Origin of the sequence: Pseudomonas endophytica (assembly GCF_001411475.1) — a bacterium.
GTDB lineage: Bacteria > Pseudomonadota > Gammaproteobacteria > Pseudomonadales > Pseudomonadaceae > Aquipseudomonas > Aquipseudomonas endophytica.
Map to the genome: position 1 here is coordinate 1 of NZ_LLWH01000185.1, position 15,039 is coordinate 15,039.

Annotated in this window: 11 protein-coding genes and 2 pseudogenes; 9 read left to right on the top strand and 4 right to left on the bottom strand. The window is 56.8% G+C overall.

Annotated elements, in window-relative coordinates; all coding sequences use genetic code 11:
- The 5 genes from AQS70_RS15800 to AQS70_RS15820 form a co-directional block, all read left to right on the top strand.
- Positions 1-360, top strand: a 360-nt coding sequence (locus AQS70_RS15800) for a type I restriction-modification enzyme R subunit C-terminal domain-containing protein (protein WP_277620595.1), incomplete at its 5' end; no start/stop codon positions are given.
- Positions 361-455: 95 nt separating this feature from the next.
- Positions 456-1,967: an RNA-binding domain-containing protein gene (locus AQS70_RS15805; protein ID WP_055103704.1), complete on the top strand. Its 1,512-nt coding sequence runs from the start codon at positions 456-458 to the stop codon at positions 1,965-1,967.
- Between the two features lie 67 nt (positions 1,968-2,034).
- Positions 2,035-3,585: a class I SAM-dependent DNA methyltransferase gene (locus AQS70_RS15810; RefSeq protein WP_055103705.1), complete on the top strand. Its 1,551-nt coding sequence runs from the start codon at positions 2,035-2,037 to the stop codon at positions 3,583-3,585.
- Positions 3,578-4,921, top strand: coding sequence for a restriction endonuclease subunit S (locus AQS70_RS15815; RefSeq protein ID WP_055103706.1), 1,344 nt, complete (start codon positions 3,578-3,580; stop codon positions 4,919-4,921). The genes AQS70_RS15810 and AQS70_RS15815 overlap by 8 nt, the downstream gene beginning before the upstream one ends.
- A gap of 44 nt (positions 4,922-4,965) precedes the next feature.
- On the top strand, positions 4,966-5,901 hold the full coding sequence (locus AQS70_RS15820; RefSeq protein ID WP_055103707.1) for a restriction endonuclease: 936 nt from the start codon (positions 4,966-4,968) through the stop codon (positions 5,899-5,901).
- A gap of 118 nt (positions 5,902-6,019) precedes the next feature.
- On the opposite strand, the pseudogene AQS70_RS23375 reads toward AQS70_RS15820, so the two are convergent.
- A pseudogene (locus AQS70_RS23375) lies at positions 6,020-6,301 on the bottom strand (ATP-binding cassette domain-containing protein); the annotation flags it as partial.
- Positions 6,302-6,439: 138 nt separating this feature from the next.
- On the opposite strand from AQS70_RS23375, the gene AQS70_RS15825 reads away from it, so the two are divergent.
- The 4 genes and pseudogenes from AQS70_RS15825 (at position 6,440) to AQS70_RS15840 (ending at position 10,981) form a co-directional block, all read left to right on the top strand.
- Positions 6,440-7,348: a hypothetical protein gene (locus AQS70_RS15825; RefSeq protein WP_055103708.1), complete on the top strand. Its 909-nt coding sequence runs from the start codon at positions 6,440-6,442 to the stop codon at positions 7,346-7,348.
- A 243-nt stretch (positions 7,349-7,591) separates the two neighbouring features.
- Positions 7,592-8,260, top strand: coding sequence for a GntR family transcriptional regulator (locus AQS70_RS15830; RefSeq protein ID WP_055103727.1), 669 nt, complete (start codon positions 7,592-7,594; stop codon positions 8,258-8,260).
- A gap of 76 nt (positions 8,261-8,336) precedes the next feature.
- Positions 8,337-9,345: pseudogene (locus AQS70_RS15835) on the top strand (polyamine ABC transporter substrate-binding protein).
- 25 nt (positions 9,346-9,370) lie between these two features.
- On the top strand, positions 9,371-10,981 hold the full coding sequence (locus tag AQS70_RS15840) for a gamma-glutamyltransferase family protein (RefSeq protein WP_055103709.1): 1,611 nt from the start codon (positions 9,371-9,373) through the stop codon (positions 10,979-10,981).
- 146 nt (positions 10,982-11,127) lie between these two features.
- Here AQS70_RS15840 and AQS70_RS15845 read toward each other — a convergent pair whose 3' ends face one another.
- The 3 genes from AQS70_RS15845 to AQS70_RS15855 are packed head-to-tail and all read right to left on the bottom strand — an operon-like array spanning position 11,128 to position 14,847.
- Positions 11,128-11,922: an SDR family NAD(P)-dependent oxidoreductase gene (locus tag AQS70_RS15845; protein WP_082428132.1), complete on the bottom strand. Its 795-nt coding sequence runs from the start codon at positions 11,920-11,922 to the stop codon at positions 11,128-11,130.
- A 13-nt stretch (positions 11,923-11,935) separates the two neighbouring features.
- Positions 11,936-13,819: a TRAP transporter large permease gene (locus AQS70_RS15850; RefSeq protein WP_055103710.1), complete on the bottom strand. Its 1,884-nt coding sequence runs from the start codon at positions 13,817-13,819 to the stop codon at positions 11,936-11,938.
- Positions 13,816-14,847 (bottom strand): TRAP transporter substrate-binding protein, encoded by a 1,032-nt coding sequence (locus tag AQS70_RS15855; RefSeq protein WP_055103711.1) that lies wholly within the window; start codon positions 14,845-14,847, stop codon positions 13,816-13,818. Before AQS70_RS15855 ends, AQS70_RS15850 begins: the two co-directional genes overlap by 4 nt.
- Positions 14,848-15,039: the final 192 nt, after the last annotated feature.

Genomic DNA, 15,039 nt, shown 5'->3' on the forward strand with positions numbered 1-15,039 from the left:
GGCTACAGTGAGGTGAACCTGCAAAGCGCCTGGCGCAACCAAACCAATCAGGAAATCGCTGCCAGCATCGTCGGTTTCATCCGCCGAGCGGCCCTCGGAGAGGCTTTGCTACCGTTTGAGCAGCGCGTAACCAAGGCGATGGAGACGATTTATACCCTGCAGCCTTGGACTCAAATTCAGCGTAAGTGGCTTGACCGCCTGGCCAAGCAACTGGTACACGAGGTCGTTATTGACAAGAAGCAGATTGGTGAGGCTTTCAAGAGCGATGGCGGCAGCACGCGGCTGGACAAGATGCTCGGCGGCAACCTGGGCGTGGTGCTGGACGCCCTGAATGACAACCTTTGGGCACAAACGGGATGAGACCGATCTGGAACGCCGGATTGGTCAGCGTGCTCGTTCATAAGGGATAATGCCCCGCCACTACGATTTATCGCCGCGCTACTTAGAGATGCCTAATGACCCCTGCTGAGCTTCATCAGATTCTTGCGTGTGGTGAAGACAGCCGCCATCAGTTCAAGCGCGATTTCAGCAATATCGATGCCTTGGCAGCCGAGTTGGTGGCGTTCTCCAATACGTCCGGTGGCTACTTGCTGATTGGCGTAGACGACTCCGGCGCGGTGAGCGGGTTGAGTCGCGCCGACATTTCGCGGCTCAATCAGTTGCTCTCCAACGCGGCCTCACAGAATGTCCGCCCGGCGATCAATCCATTGTCCAGCAACCTTCAGACCGAACACGGGCTGGTCATGGTGGTGACAGTCGAACAAGGGCTGAATAAACCCTATGTCGACAACCAGGGTCGCATCTGGGTAAAGAACGGCGCCGACAAGCGTCGGGTCACGGCCCGTGAAGAACTGCAGCGGTTGTTCCAGCAGGCCGGACTGGTGTGCGCGGATGCGGTCCCGGTCGCGGGCAGCAGCGTGGCGGATATCGACGCCAAAGCGCTTGGCGAGTACTTCCAAAGACGCTTTCGGCAGAACCCCGAACAGACAGGTTTGGAAACCATTCGCATCCTGGAAAATCTTGGCCTCGCCAGTGGTGACACACCCAATTTGGCCGGTTTGCTGCTCTTCGGCCAGGCGCCACAACGCCTGTGTCCGGCGTTCGATATCAAGGCAGTGGCGTTTCCGGGCACGGTTCTGCATGACCGCCACTATCTAGACAGCGAAGATATCGACGGTAATCTCCAGGAACAGTACCGACGCAGCCTTGCCTTCATAAAACGCAACCTACACCACGTGCAGCGCCAGCAGGGCTTCAATACCCTCGGCCAGCTGGAAGTGCCGGAGGAGGTGTTTGAAGAACTGCTGGTCAATGCCCTGATCCACCGCGACTACTTTGTCAGCGCCTCCATTCGGATCATGAGCTTCGCCGATCGCATTGAACTGATCAGCCCTGGGCACCTGCCTGACGTGCTCGATACCGAGAAAATTCGATTCGGCCTGTCCAACCGTCGTAACCCGACGCTCACCTCCCATGCTGTGCACATTCTCCCCTATCGCGGTTTGGGCACCGGCATCCCGCGCGCTATCGATGCTTGGCCAATGATCCTGCTGGAGGACGACCGGCAAAGTAATCAGTTCAAGGTGGTGATTCAGCGCGCCGTTGAAAAAGGGCCTATTTCGGGACCAAGTGGGGACCAAGTAGGGACTAAGTCGGGACCAAGTAGGGACCAAGTAGGGACTGAGTCCGCTGCCGAAGGAGAACAAGCCGAAACTCGCCTGTCTTTGCAGCAAGAGCAGATAACGCTGCTATGCAAGATGACAGGCGATCACACTGCGCCAGAGCTAATGACCTTCGTCGGGCGCAGCAACCGCAGCAAGTTCCGCGAGCAGGTTTTGGCCCCACTAATGGCGCTTGGTGTGGTCGAGATGACCATTCCAGATAAACCTAATAGCAGCAAGCAACGATATCGTCTGACCGCAGCTGGCCGAGAGCTAAAGGCTGAACAACGCTCCCCAGACGACTGAACCCAGACAACCACGCTTTCGCGCCAGCACAATCCGGCGCTTTGCACATTTTCGCCACAGGTACCTCATGACCAACTCCGACATCGTCCAGAAACTCTGGAACCTTTGCGACGTCCTTCGCGACGACGGCATCAACTACAGCGACTACGTCACCGAGCTCGTGCTGCTGCTGTTCATCAAGATGGAATACGAACAGGTGCAGAACAACGACAGCTTCGGCCACAAGCTGCCCGAAGGCGCGCGCTGGCCAGACCTGGCCGGCAGGTCCGGCGTTAACCTGCTCGACCACTACCGGCAGATGCTGCTGGACCTTGGCAAAAACCATGACCCGCTGATCGCCGCCATCTACGCCGACGCTCAGACTCGCCTCAAAGAACCGCGCCATCTCGAGCAACTGATCAAGAGCCTCGACGGCATCGACTGGTTCAGCGCCCGCCAGGACGGCCTCGGCGATCTTTATGAAGGCCTGCTGGAAAAGAACGCCAGCGAGACCAAGTCCGGCGCCGGCCAGTACTTCACCCCTCGGCCGCTGATCGACAGCATCATCCGCTGCATCAAGCCGCAGCCGGGCGAGACCATACAAGACCCGGCCGCCGGTACTGCGGGCTTTTTAATCGCTGCTGACGCCTATATCAAAAGTCAAACCGACGATTACTACGACCTAGACGCCAAAGCCCAGGCCTTCCAGCGCAATCGCGCCTTTGTTGGCGTAGAACTGGTGCCCGGCACTCGCCGCCTGGCGCTAATGAACACACGGCGGCATGGCATGGAAGGCGACGAAGAAGGCGTGGTGCACCTGGGCAACGCTCTGGGTCAGACCGGGGCCAACTTGCCCAAGGTCGACGTCATCCTCTCCAACCCACCGTTCGGCACTGCCAAGGGTGGCGGTGGCCCGACTCGTGATGACCTCACCTACCGCACCAGTAACAAGCAGTTGGCCTTTCTCCAGCACATCTACCGTGGCCTCAAGCCCGGTGGCCGCGCCGCTGTGGTACTGCCGGACAACGTGCTGTTCGAGGCTGGCGTTGGCACCGACGTGCGTCGCGACCTGATGGACAAGTGCAACCTGCACACCATCCTGCGCTTGCCTACTGGCATCTTCTACGCACAGGGTGTGAAGACCAACGTGCTGTTCTTTCAGAAGGGCGCCGTGGAAAACCCGCGCCAGGAGGAAGGTTGCACCAAGCGCGTGTGGATCTATGACCTGCGCAGCAACATGCCCAGCTTCGGCCAGCGCACGCCCTTTGGCCCCAAGCATCTCAAACCGTTCGCGGACGCCTTTGGCGACACCCCCGACGGCGAAAGCCCGCGCGCCGAGAACGTCGAAGGTATCGGTGAAACCAGCCGCTTCCGCAGCTTTACCCGCGATTACATCCGCAACGAGCGTAGTGACTCGCTGGATATCAGTTGGCTAAAGGACGACAGCAGCCTGGATGCCGCCGACCTGCCCGCTCCGGAAGTACTGGCCGGTGAGGCGATGGCTGAGTTGACCGAGGCGCTGCGTGAGCTGGAAGAGCTGATGAAGGCGCTGGGGGCGGGGGATGAAGTGGTGGCGCAGAAGCAGTTGATGGCTGAGGTGATGGGGTTGATGGTAGCTCAGGAGAGTGTCGATGAGTAAGTTGCCGAGCACTTGGATTGATGTGGAGATCGGTGAAATTGCTGAAGTCATGGGTGGAGGTACGCCAAAGGCGAATGACGTCGAAAACTTCACTGCTCCCGGCGAAGGTATCGCTTGGCTTACACCCGCCGATCTCAGTGGTTACAAGCGAAAAGAAATTGCCTTCGGCGCACGAGACCTGACTTTGGAGGGATATAAGTCTTGCTCTGCCAAACTAATGCCAAAAGGCAGCCTGCTGTTCAGCAGCCGCGCGCCTATTGGCTATGTTGCAGTGGCTGCGAATGAAATCGCGACCAATCAGGGGTTCAAAAGCTTCGTTTTGCCTCATGGCATTGACCCTAGCTACGCTTTTTATTACCTGAAAAGTATTCGACAGCTGGCAGATAGCCTTGGAACAGGCACAACCTTTAAAGAAATTTCTGGCGCAACGGCTAAGACCTTACCGTTCCGGTTAGCACCAACCGCTGAACAAACCCGCATCGCCGCTAAGCTCGACGAACTGCTGGCTCAAGTCGATACCCTGAAAGTCCGTATCGACGGCATCCCAGCACTGCTCAAACGCTTCCGGCAATCCGTCCTCGCCGCCGCCGTTTCCGGGCGGCTTACGAAGGAGTGGCGTGTTGCTGTACATGAAACCTCTCAAGATCAGGGTTTCTTGTACCCAGTCAGACGACTTGGCGTAATTGCGCGTTTCATCGACTATCGAGGGAAGACGCCAGAAAAGGTCGACTCTGGAGTTCCACTGATCACCGCTAAAAATATCAAGTCAGGGTATATTTCGAGAGTCCCTCGGGAGTTTATCCGCCCTGAAGCATATGAAAGCTGGATGACGCGTGGAATCCCAAAAGTTGGTGATGTGCTGATTACAACCGAGGCACCTCTCGGTAACGTGGCAGTTATCGATATAACGGAAAAATTTGCGCTAGCACAGCGAACAATCTGCCTTCAATTTCACGAAGGCTACTCGTCTAGCTTTGCTGCTATAGCTTTGCAATCGTCAGTCCTACAAGAAGAATTGGCTCGCCGCTCAACCGGAACAACAGTGAAAGGGATCAAGGCTTCAGTTTTAAAGGAAATTGGTCTACCGGCACCCTCCATTGATGAACAAAACGAAATCGTCCACCGTGTCGAGCAACTGTTCGCCTATGCCGAACAGCTGGAAGCCAAGGTCAGTGAGGCCAAAAAACGAATTGATCATCTCGCCCAAAGCATCCTCGCCAAAGCGTTCAAAGGTGATCTTGTGCCGCAAGACCCGAACGACGAACCTGCCGACATGCTGCTAGAGCGCATCAAAGCCCAACGCACCGCCGCTCCCAAAGCCACGCGTAGTCGTTGATCCGCCACGGCGGACTAAGCCTTACTTCAGGAAGAAAACGAATCATGCCCGTTCCTACCTACGACCAGTTCATCGAGCCCATCCTGCGTTTTCTCGCCGCCCACCCGGAGGGTGCCACGGCGGGGGAGACCCATGAAGCAGCTGCCTTGACACTTGGTCTAAGCGAAGCGCAGCGGCAGGAGACCATCGCCAGTGGCCAGGCCACCTACAAGAACCGCTCCGGCTGGGCACATGATCGGCTCAAGCGCGCCGGCTACTCCAGCAGCGCCAAGCGTGGCTACTGGCAGTTGACCGACACTGGCCGCGCATTCGCCCAAGCCAACCCTGCCCCATTGAGCGCAGAACAGGTCGAGCATCTGGCTGTGAACTTCATGAGTGTGAAGCTGAAAGCAGCGCCGGATGCCGCCTCGCTTGATGAAAGCAACGACACGTCAACACCGATTGCCCAGACCGACCTCGCCACTAGCAGCCCGCAGGAGCGCTTGAACCAAGCCATCCTCGAGCTGCGTACCAGCGTCGCGGGCGACCTACGCGACAGCCTGCTGCAAGCGAGCCCGACGCGCTTCGAGCATATCGTGCTCGATGTGCTGCACAGCTTCGGCTACGGCGCCAACCGTCAGGCGCTGCAGCAAGTCGGCGGCAGTGGCGACGGCGGGATTGACGGCGTGATCTCGCTGGACGCGCTGGGGCTGGAAAAGGTCTACGTGCAGGCCAAACGCTGGCAGAGCACCGTCGGCCGCCCCGACCTGCAAGCGTTTTATGGCGCCCTGGCCGGGCAGAAAGCTAAACGCGGTGTATTCATCACCACTTCCGGCTTCACCGCCCAGGCCGTTGAATTCGCGCGCTCGGTCGAAGGGCTTGTACTGGTCGACGGTAAACGCTTGGTCAATCTGATGTTGGATCACGAGGTCGGAGTCAGCTCGCAGCTTTACAAGGTGCCTAGACTCGACAGCGATTACTTTGACGAGTCGCTCGGCTGAGTTCAAAAAGCACCATTCCATTGAAAGCCAGATCAACCCAGCATTCCATCTGGTATTCCAAGCTATTTATCTGATTGACTATTAGCCAACAAAAACAGACGGCTACGGCACATTTTCATCTCCCCGCCCCGATGACCGCTTCACCGCCAACAAACACCTCGCCTTCGGTCGGCAGATAAAGCCCGGAGCCCGTATTAAGGATGGTGTTCTTGCCGCAGCCGGACGGCCCGATGATCTACACCACTTCACCGCGCCGAATCTTGAAGTTGCCCCCCCGAATGGCAAAGGGCGCCTCGGTCTTTCCTGTGGCCGGGAAACATTTGCCGACACTGTGGAATTCAATTTCAGTGGGCTCCAAGTCTGTCTTAGGAGCGGATTTGCCCAAACCCGTCTCAGTCAGTCCACGAAACCTCCAAGAAGCCTGCCCCGTGCGGGCTTTTTAGTTTCTGCTGTTCAAGCAAAGTAATGGACTACATAAGTGTGGGTGCGATCCGTGAGATAACGGAGATCTAATTCTGTTAATGGATGCTCAAGACTAATGATTCCTTACGTTGGCACCTATCTGCTTTTAGCTTGCATTCTCGCAGTCGCGGATCGTTTCAGTGATCGCCCGTTGTTTATTCGAACTCACCTTAAGCACTTTCCTTGGAAGCTTAACTACAACTTTAGGTGGTGGGGATTCCAGGAGTGTTGTGCTGCATTAATCCAGTTATCACTGGCTGGGCTGATTTTTCTTTTGTTTTGGCAAAGCCTAGGTGGGACGAAGGCTACCCTCGTGGCGCAAGGACTGTTTGTCGTGATTTGCGTGAGCTCGTCGGTGCTTTCAATACGGCAATTTGAGCTTATAAAAAGATTTAAGGCCCACTTAGGATGGATGACCGGCCTAGCAGCCTTGGGGACAATTGCGCTGAGTATTGTGGCGAGTGCGTACGCAGATTCGTTCATAGTCAACTGGACGCATGTTGATTCAGCCCAGTTTCCTCTTGCCCAAAAGGCGTTATCTACCTTAGTTCTAATCGCTCTCTGGGGGTACTTAGCGACAGTGCTGATCATCATAGGCGTTGTGGTTGTTGCTTTATTAATGAGCGTGACACACCCCACTTTCATGCCGAAAACTAAGAAACAGTCTCTGAAGTTCAAAAGCTGGAATCAATACAAGCCCGGTTTAGAGCAGCGAAGGCATTCCAGGCTATTGATGAGCATTTTAAGCGGCGCAACTTTTACCGTGATGATTCTGTTGGGTTCTTGGATTTCAATCCTTGGTCACGCCGAAGAAGGGCTTCAGGATGTAATGGTCTTTGCCTCATTTCATCTCCACCCTAAAGACTGCGGTGTACCGGAAAGAGCGAAAAACGCTCGGGCTGCCCTCGTTGCCGATGGTCAAGCAGTGATCGCAACACCTACCGCTAAAGGCTACGTGTACGAAACCATGGAGTGCCAAATATAGCCCGTAAAGCGGGTGACTACAGCGCCGACACTCATAAGCAGAGAAGAACAGTTACTTTTCTGCGTCATCTCGCCCTATACAGAGGCAAAAAGTAGCACGCTCGCACGGCATGCCTCAGTAGCAGTTCCCTCTTTACTGGCAAATATTCTATGCCTGTCAATGACTTGAATGGCTGATGAAGAAACTGGCACAGCTCGTGCTTTATTGTATCCGTGGATAATTGGATACAAAAAAGAGGCTTTGATGAAACTCGCTTCTGTCTACACCGAGCGTCAGCCGATTACTGCTGAAGAAGAAGCCTACAACTTCCTTCTTGAAGCGATCTGTACGGGTCGTTATAGCAAAGGGGATCGGTTAATCGCTGAGGACATCGCGAGTGAGATCGGCATGAGTCGTATGCCGGTGCGTGAAGCCTTCCGCCGTCTCGATGCCCAGGGTTTAGTGACGCTGCGGCCCAACCGCGGCGCTGTTGTCAGCGGTCTGGATATCGAGCAAATGCAGGAAGTGTTTGAGATGCGCAGCGCTCTCGAAGGCTTGGCTGTTCGGGTGGCTGTTCCCAACATCGGAGAGCGCCAGCTCGCTGCCCTAGAACGTCTGTTAGATGAAATGGACGAGTACCGCAACGACAGCGCGGGTTGGGTCAGTCTTCACCGCACGTTCCACGAATACCTGTGCAGCCTGAGCAAAAGGCCAAGGCTGATGAAGCATATTTCGGCTTTGTACGCGTTGATTGAAGCCCCAATGCGACTGTGGCTACAGCAGCTCGAAAAACCCGTGAGCGCCCGCCAGGAACACGCCGCAATCCTTGACGCTATTCGTGCAGGTGACGCAGCCCAGGCTGAAGCGGTGGTGCGCGAGCACATCGAAAGCACGGTGCCCGAACTGATCTTATTTTTGCAATCCGAAAAATAGAAGAGAGCAACTGCCTAACTTAGTTATTTGCGTCACCAATCGTTCTCAGCCGCGTGCTGTCTTCCTAGGGAAATTCATGATGCGTACATTGAGCTTTGTTGCAGGCTTATGCCTAACTGCTTTATTGCCCGTGGCACAGGGCGCCGCCCCGGTAGTGAAGATGTACAACTGGTCCGATTACATCGGTCCCGACACCCTGAAGAACTTCGAAAAAGACAGCAACATCAAGGTCCAGTACGACATTTTCGACAGCAACGAAATGCTCGAGGCAAAATTGCTCTCCGGGCATTCTGGTTATGACCTTGTCGTGCCTTCCAGTCAGTTTCTCTCCAAGCAAATCCGCGCTGGGGCCTATCAGCCTTTGCAACGCGAGCATTTGAATAACTGGAAGCATCTGGACCCTCGCCTGATGAACTTGCTCGCGGCTGCAGAACCTGGCACCCGCAGATTCCTGGTCCATGGTTTTTGATCCGGCCAACTTGGAGAAACTTAAAAGCTGCGGCGTAGGGTTCCTTGATGCTCCGCTGAAGATCATTCCGCAAACCATGCTTTACCTGGGCCTAGACCCCAATAGCGTCAAACCCGATGACTACAAGAAAGCGTCGGCCTTACTGATGACTCTGCGCCCATCGGTGACTTACTTTAACTCCTCGAAATACATTGCGGATCTGGCCAATGGTGACATCTGTGTCGCCATCGGTTACTCCGGTGATGTGATGCAGGCCCAGACTCGTGCCAGCGAGGCGGGTAAAGCCATCGACATTCGTTTTCTGAACCCCAAAGAAGGGGTAAACCTGTGGTTCGACATGCTCGCAATCCCTAAGGACGCGAGCAACGCAGCCAATGCTCACGCGTTAATCAACTACTTGCTGCGCCCCGAAGTGATTGCCCCGGTGAGCGACTACACCGGATACGCCAACCCTAACAAGGACGCTACCGCACTCATGGACCCTAAGGTCAGTGGGAACCCTTCTATTTATCCGAGCGATGAAGTGATTAGTCACACGTTCGTTTCCGCCGACTTGCCGGACCCTATCCAGCGCCTGATCACCCGCGAGTGGAACCGGATTAAATCAGGCCAATGAATGCGTGTTTTGAAGAGTTTTTATCATGTTGAATTTTTCTGCTCACGAGTATCCGTACACATCGCAACGCCAGTGTGTCTTCGCTCAGCGGGGCATGGTGGCTACCTCCCAGCCATTAGCGGCGCAAGCCGGCATCGAGATGATGCAAAAGGGCGGCAACGCGATCGACGCAGCCATTGCCACGGCAGCGGCCCTGACCGTGGTCGAACCCACCGGCTGCGGCTTGGGCGGAGACGCTTTTGCGCTGGTCTGGTTCAAGGACCAGTTGCATGGACTCAACGCTAACGGTCATGCGCCCGCAGCTTTGAGCATCGAAGCGGTCAAGAGCGCTGGTCATCAGCAGATGCCGCTGTATGGCTGGACGCCAGTGACGATCCCTGGCTGTCCCTCCGCGTGGGCCGAATTGTCAAAGCGCTTCGGGCAGTTGCCTTTTGCCGATTTGATGCAACCGGCCATACAGTTGGCTCGGGACGGTTTCCCGTTATCGCCGGTAGTTGCCCACCAATGGCAAATCGCCTTGGATGAGTTCACACCTCACCGCGACTCTGTCCTAGAGGCTTGGTTTGACACGTTCTTGATTGAAGACCGCGCACCGCGCGCTGGGGAGATGTTCCGCAACCCCGCTCAGGCTCGAACGCTGGAAGAACTGGCGGCCACCTGTTGTGAGAGCCTGTATCGAGGCTCCTTGGCGCAACGGCTGGATGCTCACTCGCGAGCCACGGGTGGCTACTTGCGCGCCAGTGACTTGCAGGAATACCGCGCACAATGGGTCGATCCGATTCATATCAACTACCGAGGTGTTGACGTCTGGGAAATTCCGCCTAGCGGTCAGGGATTGGTGGCGTTGATGGCACTGAAAATCCTTGAAGGTTTCAGCTTCGATCACCGTGACAGTCAGCAGACTTGGCACCGCCAATTGGAAGCCATGAAACTGGCTTACAGCGACGGCTTACACTACATCACCGACCCATTACACATGCGCGTCGCCCAGGCCGATTTGCTCAGTGATGACTACAGCCGTCGGCGGCGAGAGCTCATTGGCGAACACGCGTTGCCACCCAAGCCAGGCGACCCCCACGCCAGCGGCACGGTTTACTTGGCAACCGCCGATGCGCAGGGAAACATGGTTTCCTTTATCCAGAGTAACTATCACGGTTTTGGCTCTGGAGTGGTGCTACCTGACAGCGGTATCGCGCTGCAGAATCGCGGACAAGAATTCAGTCTTGATCCTGAGCATGCCAACTGTCTTGCACCGGGCAAGAAGACATTCCATACCATTATTCCGGGTTTCCTCACCCAGAATGGCCAAGCGCTAGGACCGTTCGGGGTGATGGGTGGGTACATGCAACCTCAAGGGCATGTGCAGATGGTCATGAACTTGGTGGACTTTGGGCTGAACCCTCAGGCCGCACTGGACGCACCACGTTGGCAATGGTTGGGAGAGATGAAGGTTGGCATTGAGCAGAGCGCCTCTCAGAACCTGGCCAACGCCCTCTCTCGTCGCGGGCACCAAGTAGAGATTGCTAGCGACCTGACTGACTATGGGCGGGGGCAGATCATCCTGCGCGACCCTGTTAGCGGCGTGTTGTGCGGCGGCACCGAACCGCGAGCGGACTCACACATCGCGGCGTGGTAACCGAACCGTTGAACGGTCTTCGCAGCAGTGGCCGCAAATGAGCGTTTCTGGGCCACTGCTGCGAGGTTTTACAGACGTTTACATACCGGCGATGGAGCATGGGTTCCATGCGGCACGTTAGGCAATCGTGACCGCTCCCTAACCCTTTAGATTTCCAAAATCCCCGACGCCATGTAGCCGCCGTCTACGGGGATGACGTGACCGCTGATGTACGAGGAGTCGTCGGAGGCTAGAAACGCGACGGCGCCGGCCATTTCTGCAGGGGTGCCGTAGCGGCCCATCGGCACTGAGCGGGCGTAGGAGTCGCGGGTTTTGGCCGAGTGCAGTCTTTGGGTTAAGGGGGTGTCTACCGGGCCGGGGGCGATGCCGTTGACGGTGATGCCCAAGTCGGCCAGTTCGACGGCCATTTGCCGGGTTAGGCCGATAATCGCGGCCTTGGAGGTGCCGTAGGCCGTGCGCCCCATGCTCGCCCGCATGCCGCTGATGGACGCTACGTTGATGATTCGCCCCCAGCCGTTGGCGCTCATCAGGCGTGCTGCGTGTTGGCCGCACAGGAGTGAGCCGGTGACGTTGATGTTGATGACCCGCTGCCAGTCGACCAGGTCGCATTCAAGGAACGCTTGGGTCTTGGCGATACCGGCGTTGTTGACCAGTACGTCGCAACGACCGAAGCGTTGGTCCAGTTCTTCAAATGCCGCGGCAATCGACTGCGGGTCGCCCACGTCAATGGCCAGCGCCAGCGCTTCAATACCTTGTGCCTTGAGACCAGCAACCATTTCTTCGGCCGCGCCTAAGTTGATGTCGGCGACCACGACGGTATGGCCGTCGTGCCCAAGCCGTTCGGCAATGGCTGCGCCAATCCCCATGGCAGCACCGGTCACGAGGGCCACACGGCCCTGCTCTGCGACAGTGATCATTTTTCTGTTCGCTAATTGGCTCATAACAAATGCTCTCTTAAAGGAAACCGATGGAGATCCACGGGAAGCAGGCAACGATGACCAGCGCTACGATCAGTGCGCCGAGGTAACCCCAGACGCGGCGGATCACATGGTCGGAGGACACTTTGCTGATGGCGCAAGCGGCGTAGAAACCGACGCCCAGAGGCGGCGCGAACAGGCCGATACCCATGGCCAAGATCACTACCATGGCGTAGTGCACCGGGTGGATCCCGAGCATTTCTGCCAGTGGGAACATCAGTGGGCCAAACAGTACGATGGCCGGGATGCCCTCAAGGACGCTGCCCAAGATCACGAACACCAAGATGGTCACAATCATGTACCCCATGGTGCCGCCGGGGATGTCGCTGATGAGGTCTACGAGTGCGGCCGAGAACCCAGACTGCGTGAGTGCCCACGCCATCGCCGATGCCATGCCGATGATCAGCAGGATCGAGCCAGACAAAGCCCCGGCCTCCAGCATCATCGGGTACACCCTTTTGAACTCGATGTGACGCATGAACAGGTGCATCACCAGCCCAACCATCACCACGTAAGCCACGCCGATGGTTGACACTTCGGTGGCGGTGGCAGCGCCTTCAAGGACTGCCACGCGAATCAGTAACGGCAGCGCCAGAGCAGGCAAGGCGATCAGGAAAGTACGGGCAACCACCGACAGCGGCGCACGCTTGACGTTGGGCATCGCCTCTTTGCGTGAGCGCCACCAGCACACCATCGCGATCACTACGGTGGCAACCACTGCGGGCATTAGGCCGCCGATAAACAGCGCGGTAATCGACACACTGCACACCGCACCGATGGTGATCAGCACCAAGCTCGGCGGGATGGTTTCGGTCATGGCACCGGTGGCTGCCAGCAAGGCCGCCAGCTCTTCAGGTTCGGAGCCACGCTTTTTCATTTCAGGGAACAGCGCCGGAGCCACCGCTGCCATGTCGGCAACCTTGGAACCGGAAATCCCCGATACCAAAAACATCGCTCCCAGCAGCACGTACTGCAACCCGCCGCGCACGTGCCCTAGGAGTGAGGCCATGAAATCAATCAATGTTTTGGCCATGCCCGACAGTTGCAATACCACGCCCAGCATCACGAACAACGGCACCGCCAGCAGCACCATGTGCGACATGCCTTCGTCCATGCGCCCTACCACGATCGATAACGGCGCGTGGGTGGCCAGCGCCAAGTAGGCGATGGTGGCTGTACCGAAGGCGAAGGCGATGGGGATACCGCCGAACACGCAAGCCCCCAGCAGTACTAAGAAGAAGACGATCAGGTTGTAGTTACCCATACCCACCAGCAGCGGCTGGCAGAGCCACAATACCGCGCCGACGACGATCACTACGCCGACCCCGGCCATGAACTGGCGCATCGTAGAAAACCGCGCCATGCGCGACACCGCCGCCAGTAGCATCAGGATCGCGCCAACCGGTAACGCCGCAGCTCGCACACCGTCGGGGATGCCCAAGGCCGGCGTGGTGATCGACATTTGTTCATGGGAGTGCTGCATAGCAGGCCCGATGATCATCACCACAAACAGGCACACCACCAGCGCCGAAAGCGTTTCACAAAACCCACGCCAGGCCACTGGAAGTTTGTTGACCAAGGCCGACATGCGCATGTGTTCGCCGCGGTCCAAGGCCAGCACTGAGCCGAACATGGCCAGCCAGATGAACAGCGAAGAGGCCAGTTCGTCGGCCCAGATCAATGGGTTGTGCATCACGTAGCGCGAGATCACACCGGCCAACAGGACGCAGGTTTCGATCACCAGCAGCGCTACGGTGATCGCTCCGACCAGATGAATGGACCACGAGTTGAGTAACACGAGCGCCCGGGCTGGCAGGCGCATTGACGTATTGGGAGCCTGTGCAGCCGAGGCGCCCATCATGCGAGTTTCCCGGAGTATTGCTCTAGGATTGCCCACGCGTTGTCGCCAAATTTCTCGTGCCAGTCAGCATAGTAGTTGGCCGCTTGCAGACGCTCACGGAAGGGCTCAGGTGGCGACTCGACTAGCTCCAAGCCTTGCTTTTGCAAGGTGTCCCGGATGGTGCCCTGAAGCTTGGCCAGGTCATCACGCTGGGCCATCACTGCGTTGTTGACGTGCTTACTGACCACCGCTTGCACATCCGCTGGCAGGCGATTGAACGAAGCCGTGTTGCCCAGCATCCAGAAACCATCCCACACGTGGTTGGTCAGCGAGCAGTACTTTTGCACTTCGTAAAGTTTGGCCGACGACACCAAGGTCAGTGGGTTTTCTTGGCCTTCAACGATGCGGGTCTGCAGCGCCGAATACACTTCTGAGAAGTTGATGCTGGTGGGGGCCGCTTCAAACGCGCGGAAGATCGACATGATGATCGGGCTTGGCGGAACGCGCAGTTTCATCGCCTTTAGGTCATCAGGGGTAACGATTGGCCGGGAGCTGGTGGTGGTGACCCGAAAACCGTTGTCCCAGATTTTGTCGAACGCGAACAGCGTATCGGTTTTGGCAATTTCGGATCGAACGTGGGCGCCCAGATCTCCGTCCATGGCGCTCCAGACTTGATCGTAGTCCTTGAACGCGAACCCCACGGCGCTGATCTGCACCGATGGCACCAGGGTGCCCAAAATCACCGGTGACAGGGCGAACATGTCGACTGCGCCCGAGCGTACCTGCGCCAGCGTATCGGTGTCGCTGCCCAACTGGCTGCTAGGGAACACTTGAATCTGTACCGCGCCGTTGGTTTCTTCGCGTATCGCCTTGGCCATCTCCCGTGCACGCACATTCATCGAATGGGAGATCGGCATGTTATTGGCAAATTTCAGCTTGAACTCAGCGGCCTCACTCTTACCGCTGTAAAGGCCGAGCCCCGCGGATGCGACGGCAACGGACGCGAGGGAGGCCGTTTTAATAAAATTGCGGCGCGTAAAGTCGCTCATTTGGTTCTCCTAGCTTTATTATTTTTATGAAGCAATGACCGTGGTACGGCACTGGATACGAAAGCTATAGCAATTCAAGTGCCACGGAGGGCGAAACGCGGGTGGAGGCAAACGATCTTGTATTCAACCGACTGTTTTAAAAGGGAAAAATCAGGTTTTACCTAATGTTTCAATTTTTTACAGAGCAGTCTG

Coding starts and splice junctions, on each gene's coding strand:
- AQS70_RS15850 (WP_055103710.1), bottom strand. CDS start 13,819: ATGATGGGCGCCTCGGCTGCACAGGCTCCCAATACGTCAATGCGCCTG.
- AQS70_RS15845 (WP_082428132.1), bottom strand. CDS start 11,922: ATGAGCCAATTAGCGAACAGAAAAATGATCACTGTCGCAGAGCAGGGC.
- AQS70_RS15815 (WP_055103706.1), top strand. CDS start 3,578: ATGAGTAAGTTGCCGAGCACTTGGATTGATGTGGAGATCGGTGAAATT.
- AQS70_RS15855 (WP_055103711.1), bottom strand. CDS start 14,847: ATGAGCGACTTTACGCGCCGCAATTTTATTAAAACGGCCTCCCTCGCG.
- AQS70_RS15805 (WP_055103704.1), top strand. CDS start 456: ATGACCCCTGCTGAGCTTCATCAGATTCTTGCGTGTGGTGAAGACAGC.
- AQS70_RS15810 (WP_055103705.1), top strand. CDS start 2,035: ATGACCAACTCCGACATCGTCCAGAAACTCTGGAACCTTTGCGACGTC.
- AQS70_RS15830 (WP_055103727.1), top strand. CDS start 7,592: ATGAAACTCGCTTCTGTCTACACCGAGCGTCAGCCGATTACTGCTGAA.
- AQS70_RS15840 (WP_055103709.1), top strand. CDS start 9,371: ATGTTGAATTTTTCTGCTCACGAGTATCCGTACACATCGCAACGCCAG.
- AQS70_RS15820 (WP_055103707.1), top strand. CDS start 4,966: ATGCCCGTTCCTACCTACGACCAGTTCATCGAGCCCATCCTGCGTTTT.
- AQS70_RS15825 (WP_055103708.1), top strand. CDS start 6,440: ATGATTCCTTACGTTGGCACCTATCTGCTTTTAGCTTGCATTCTCGCA.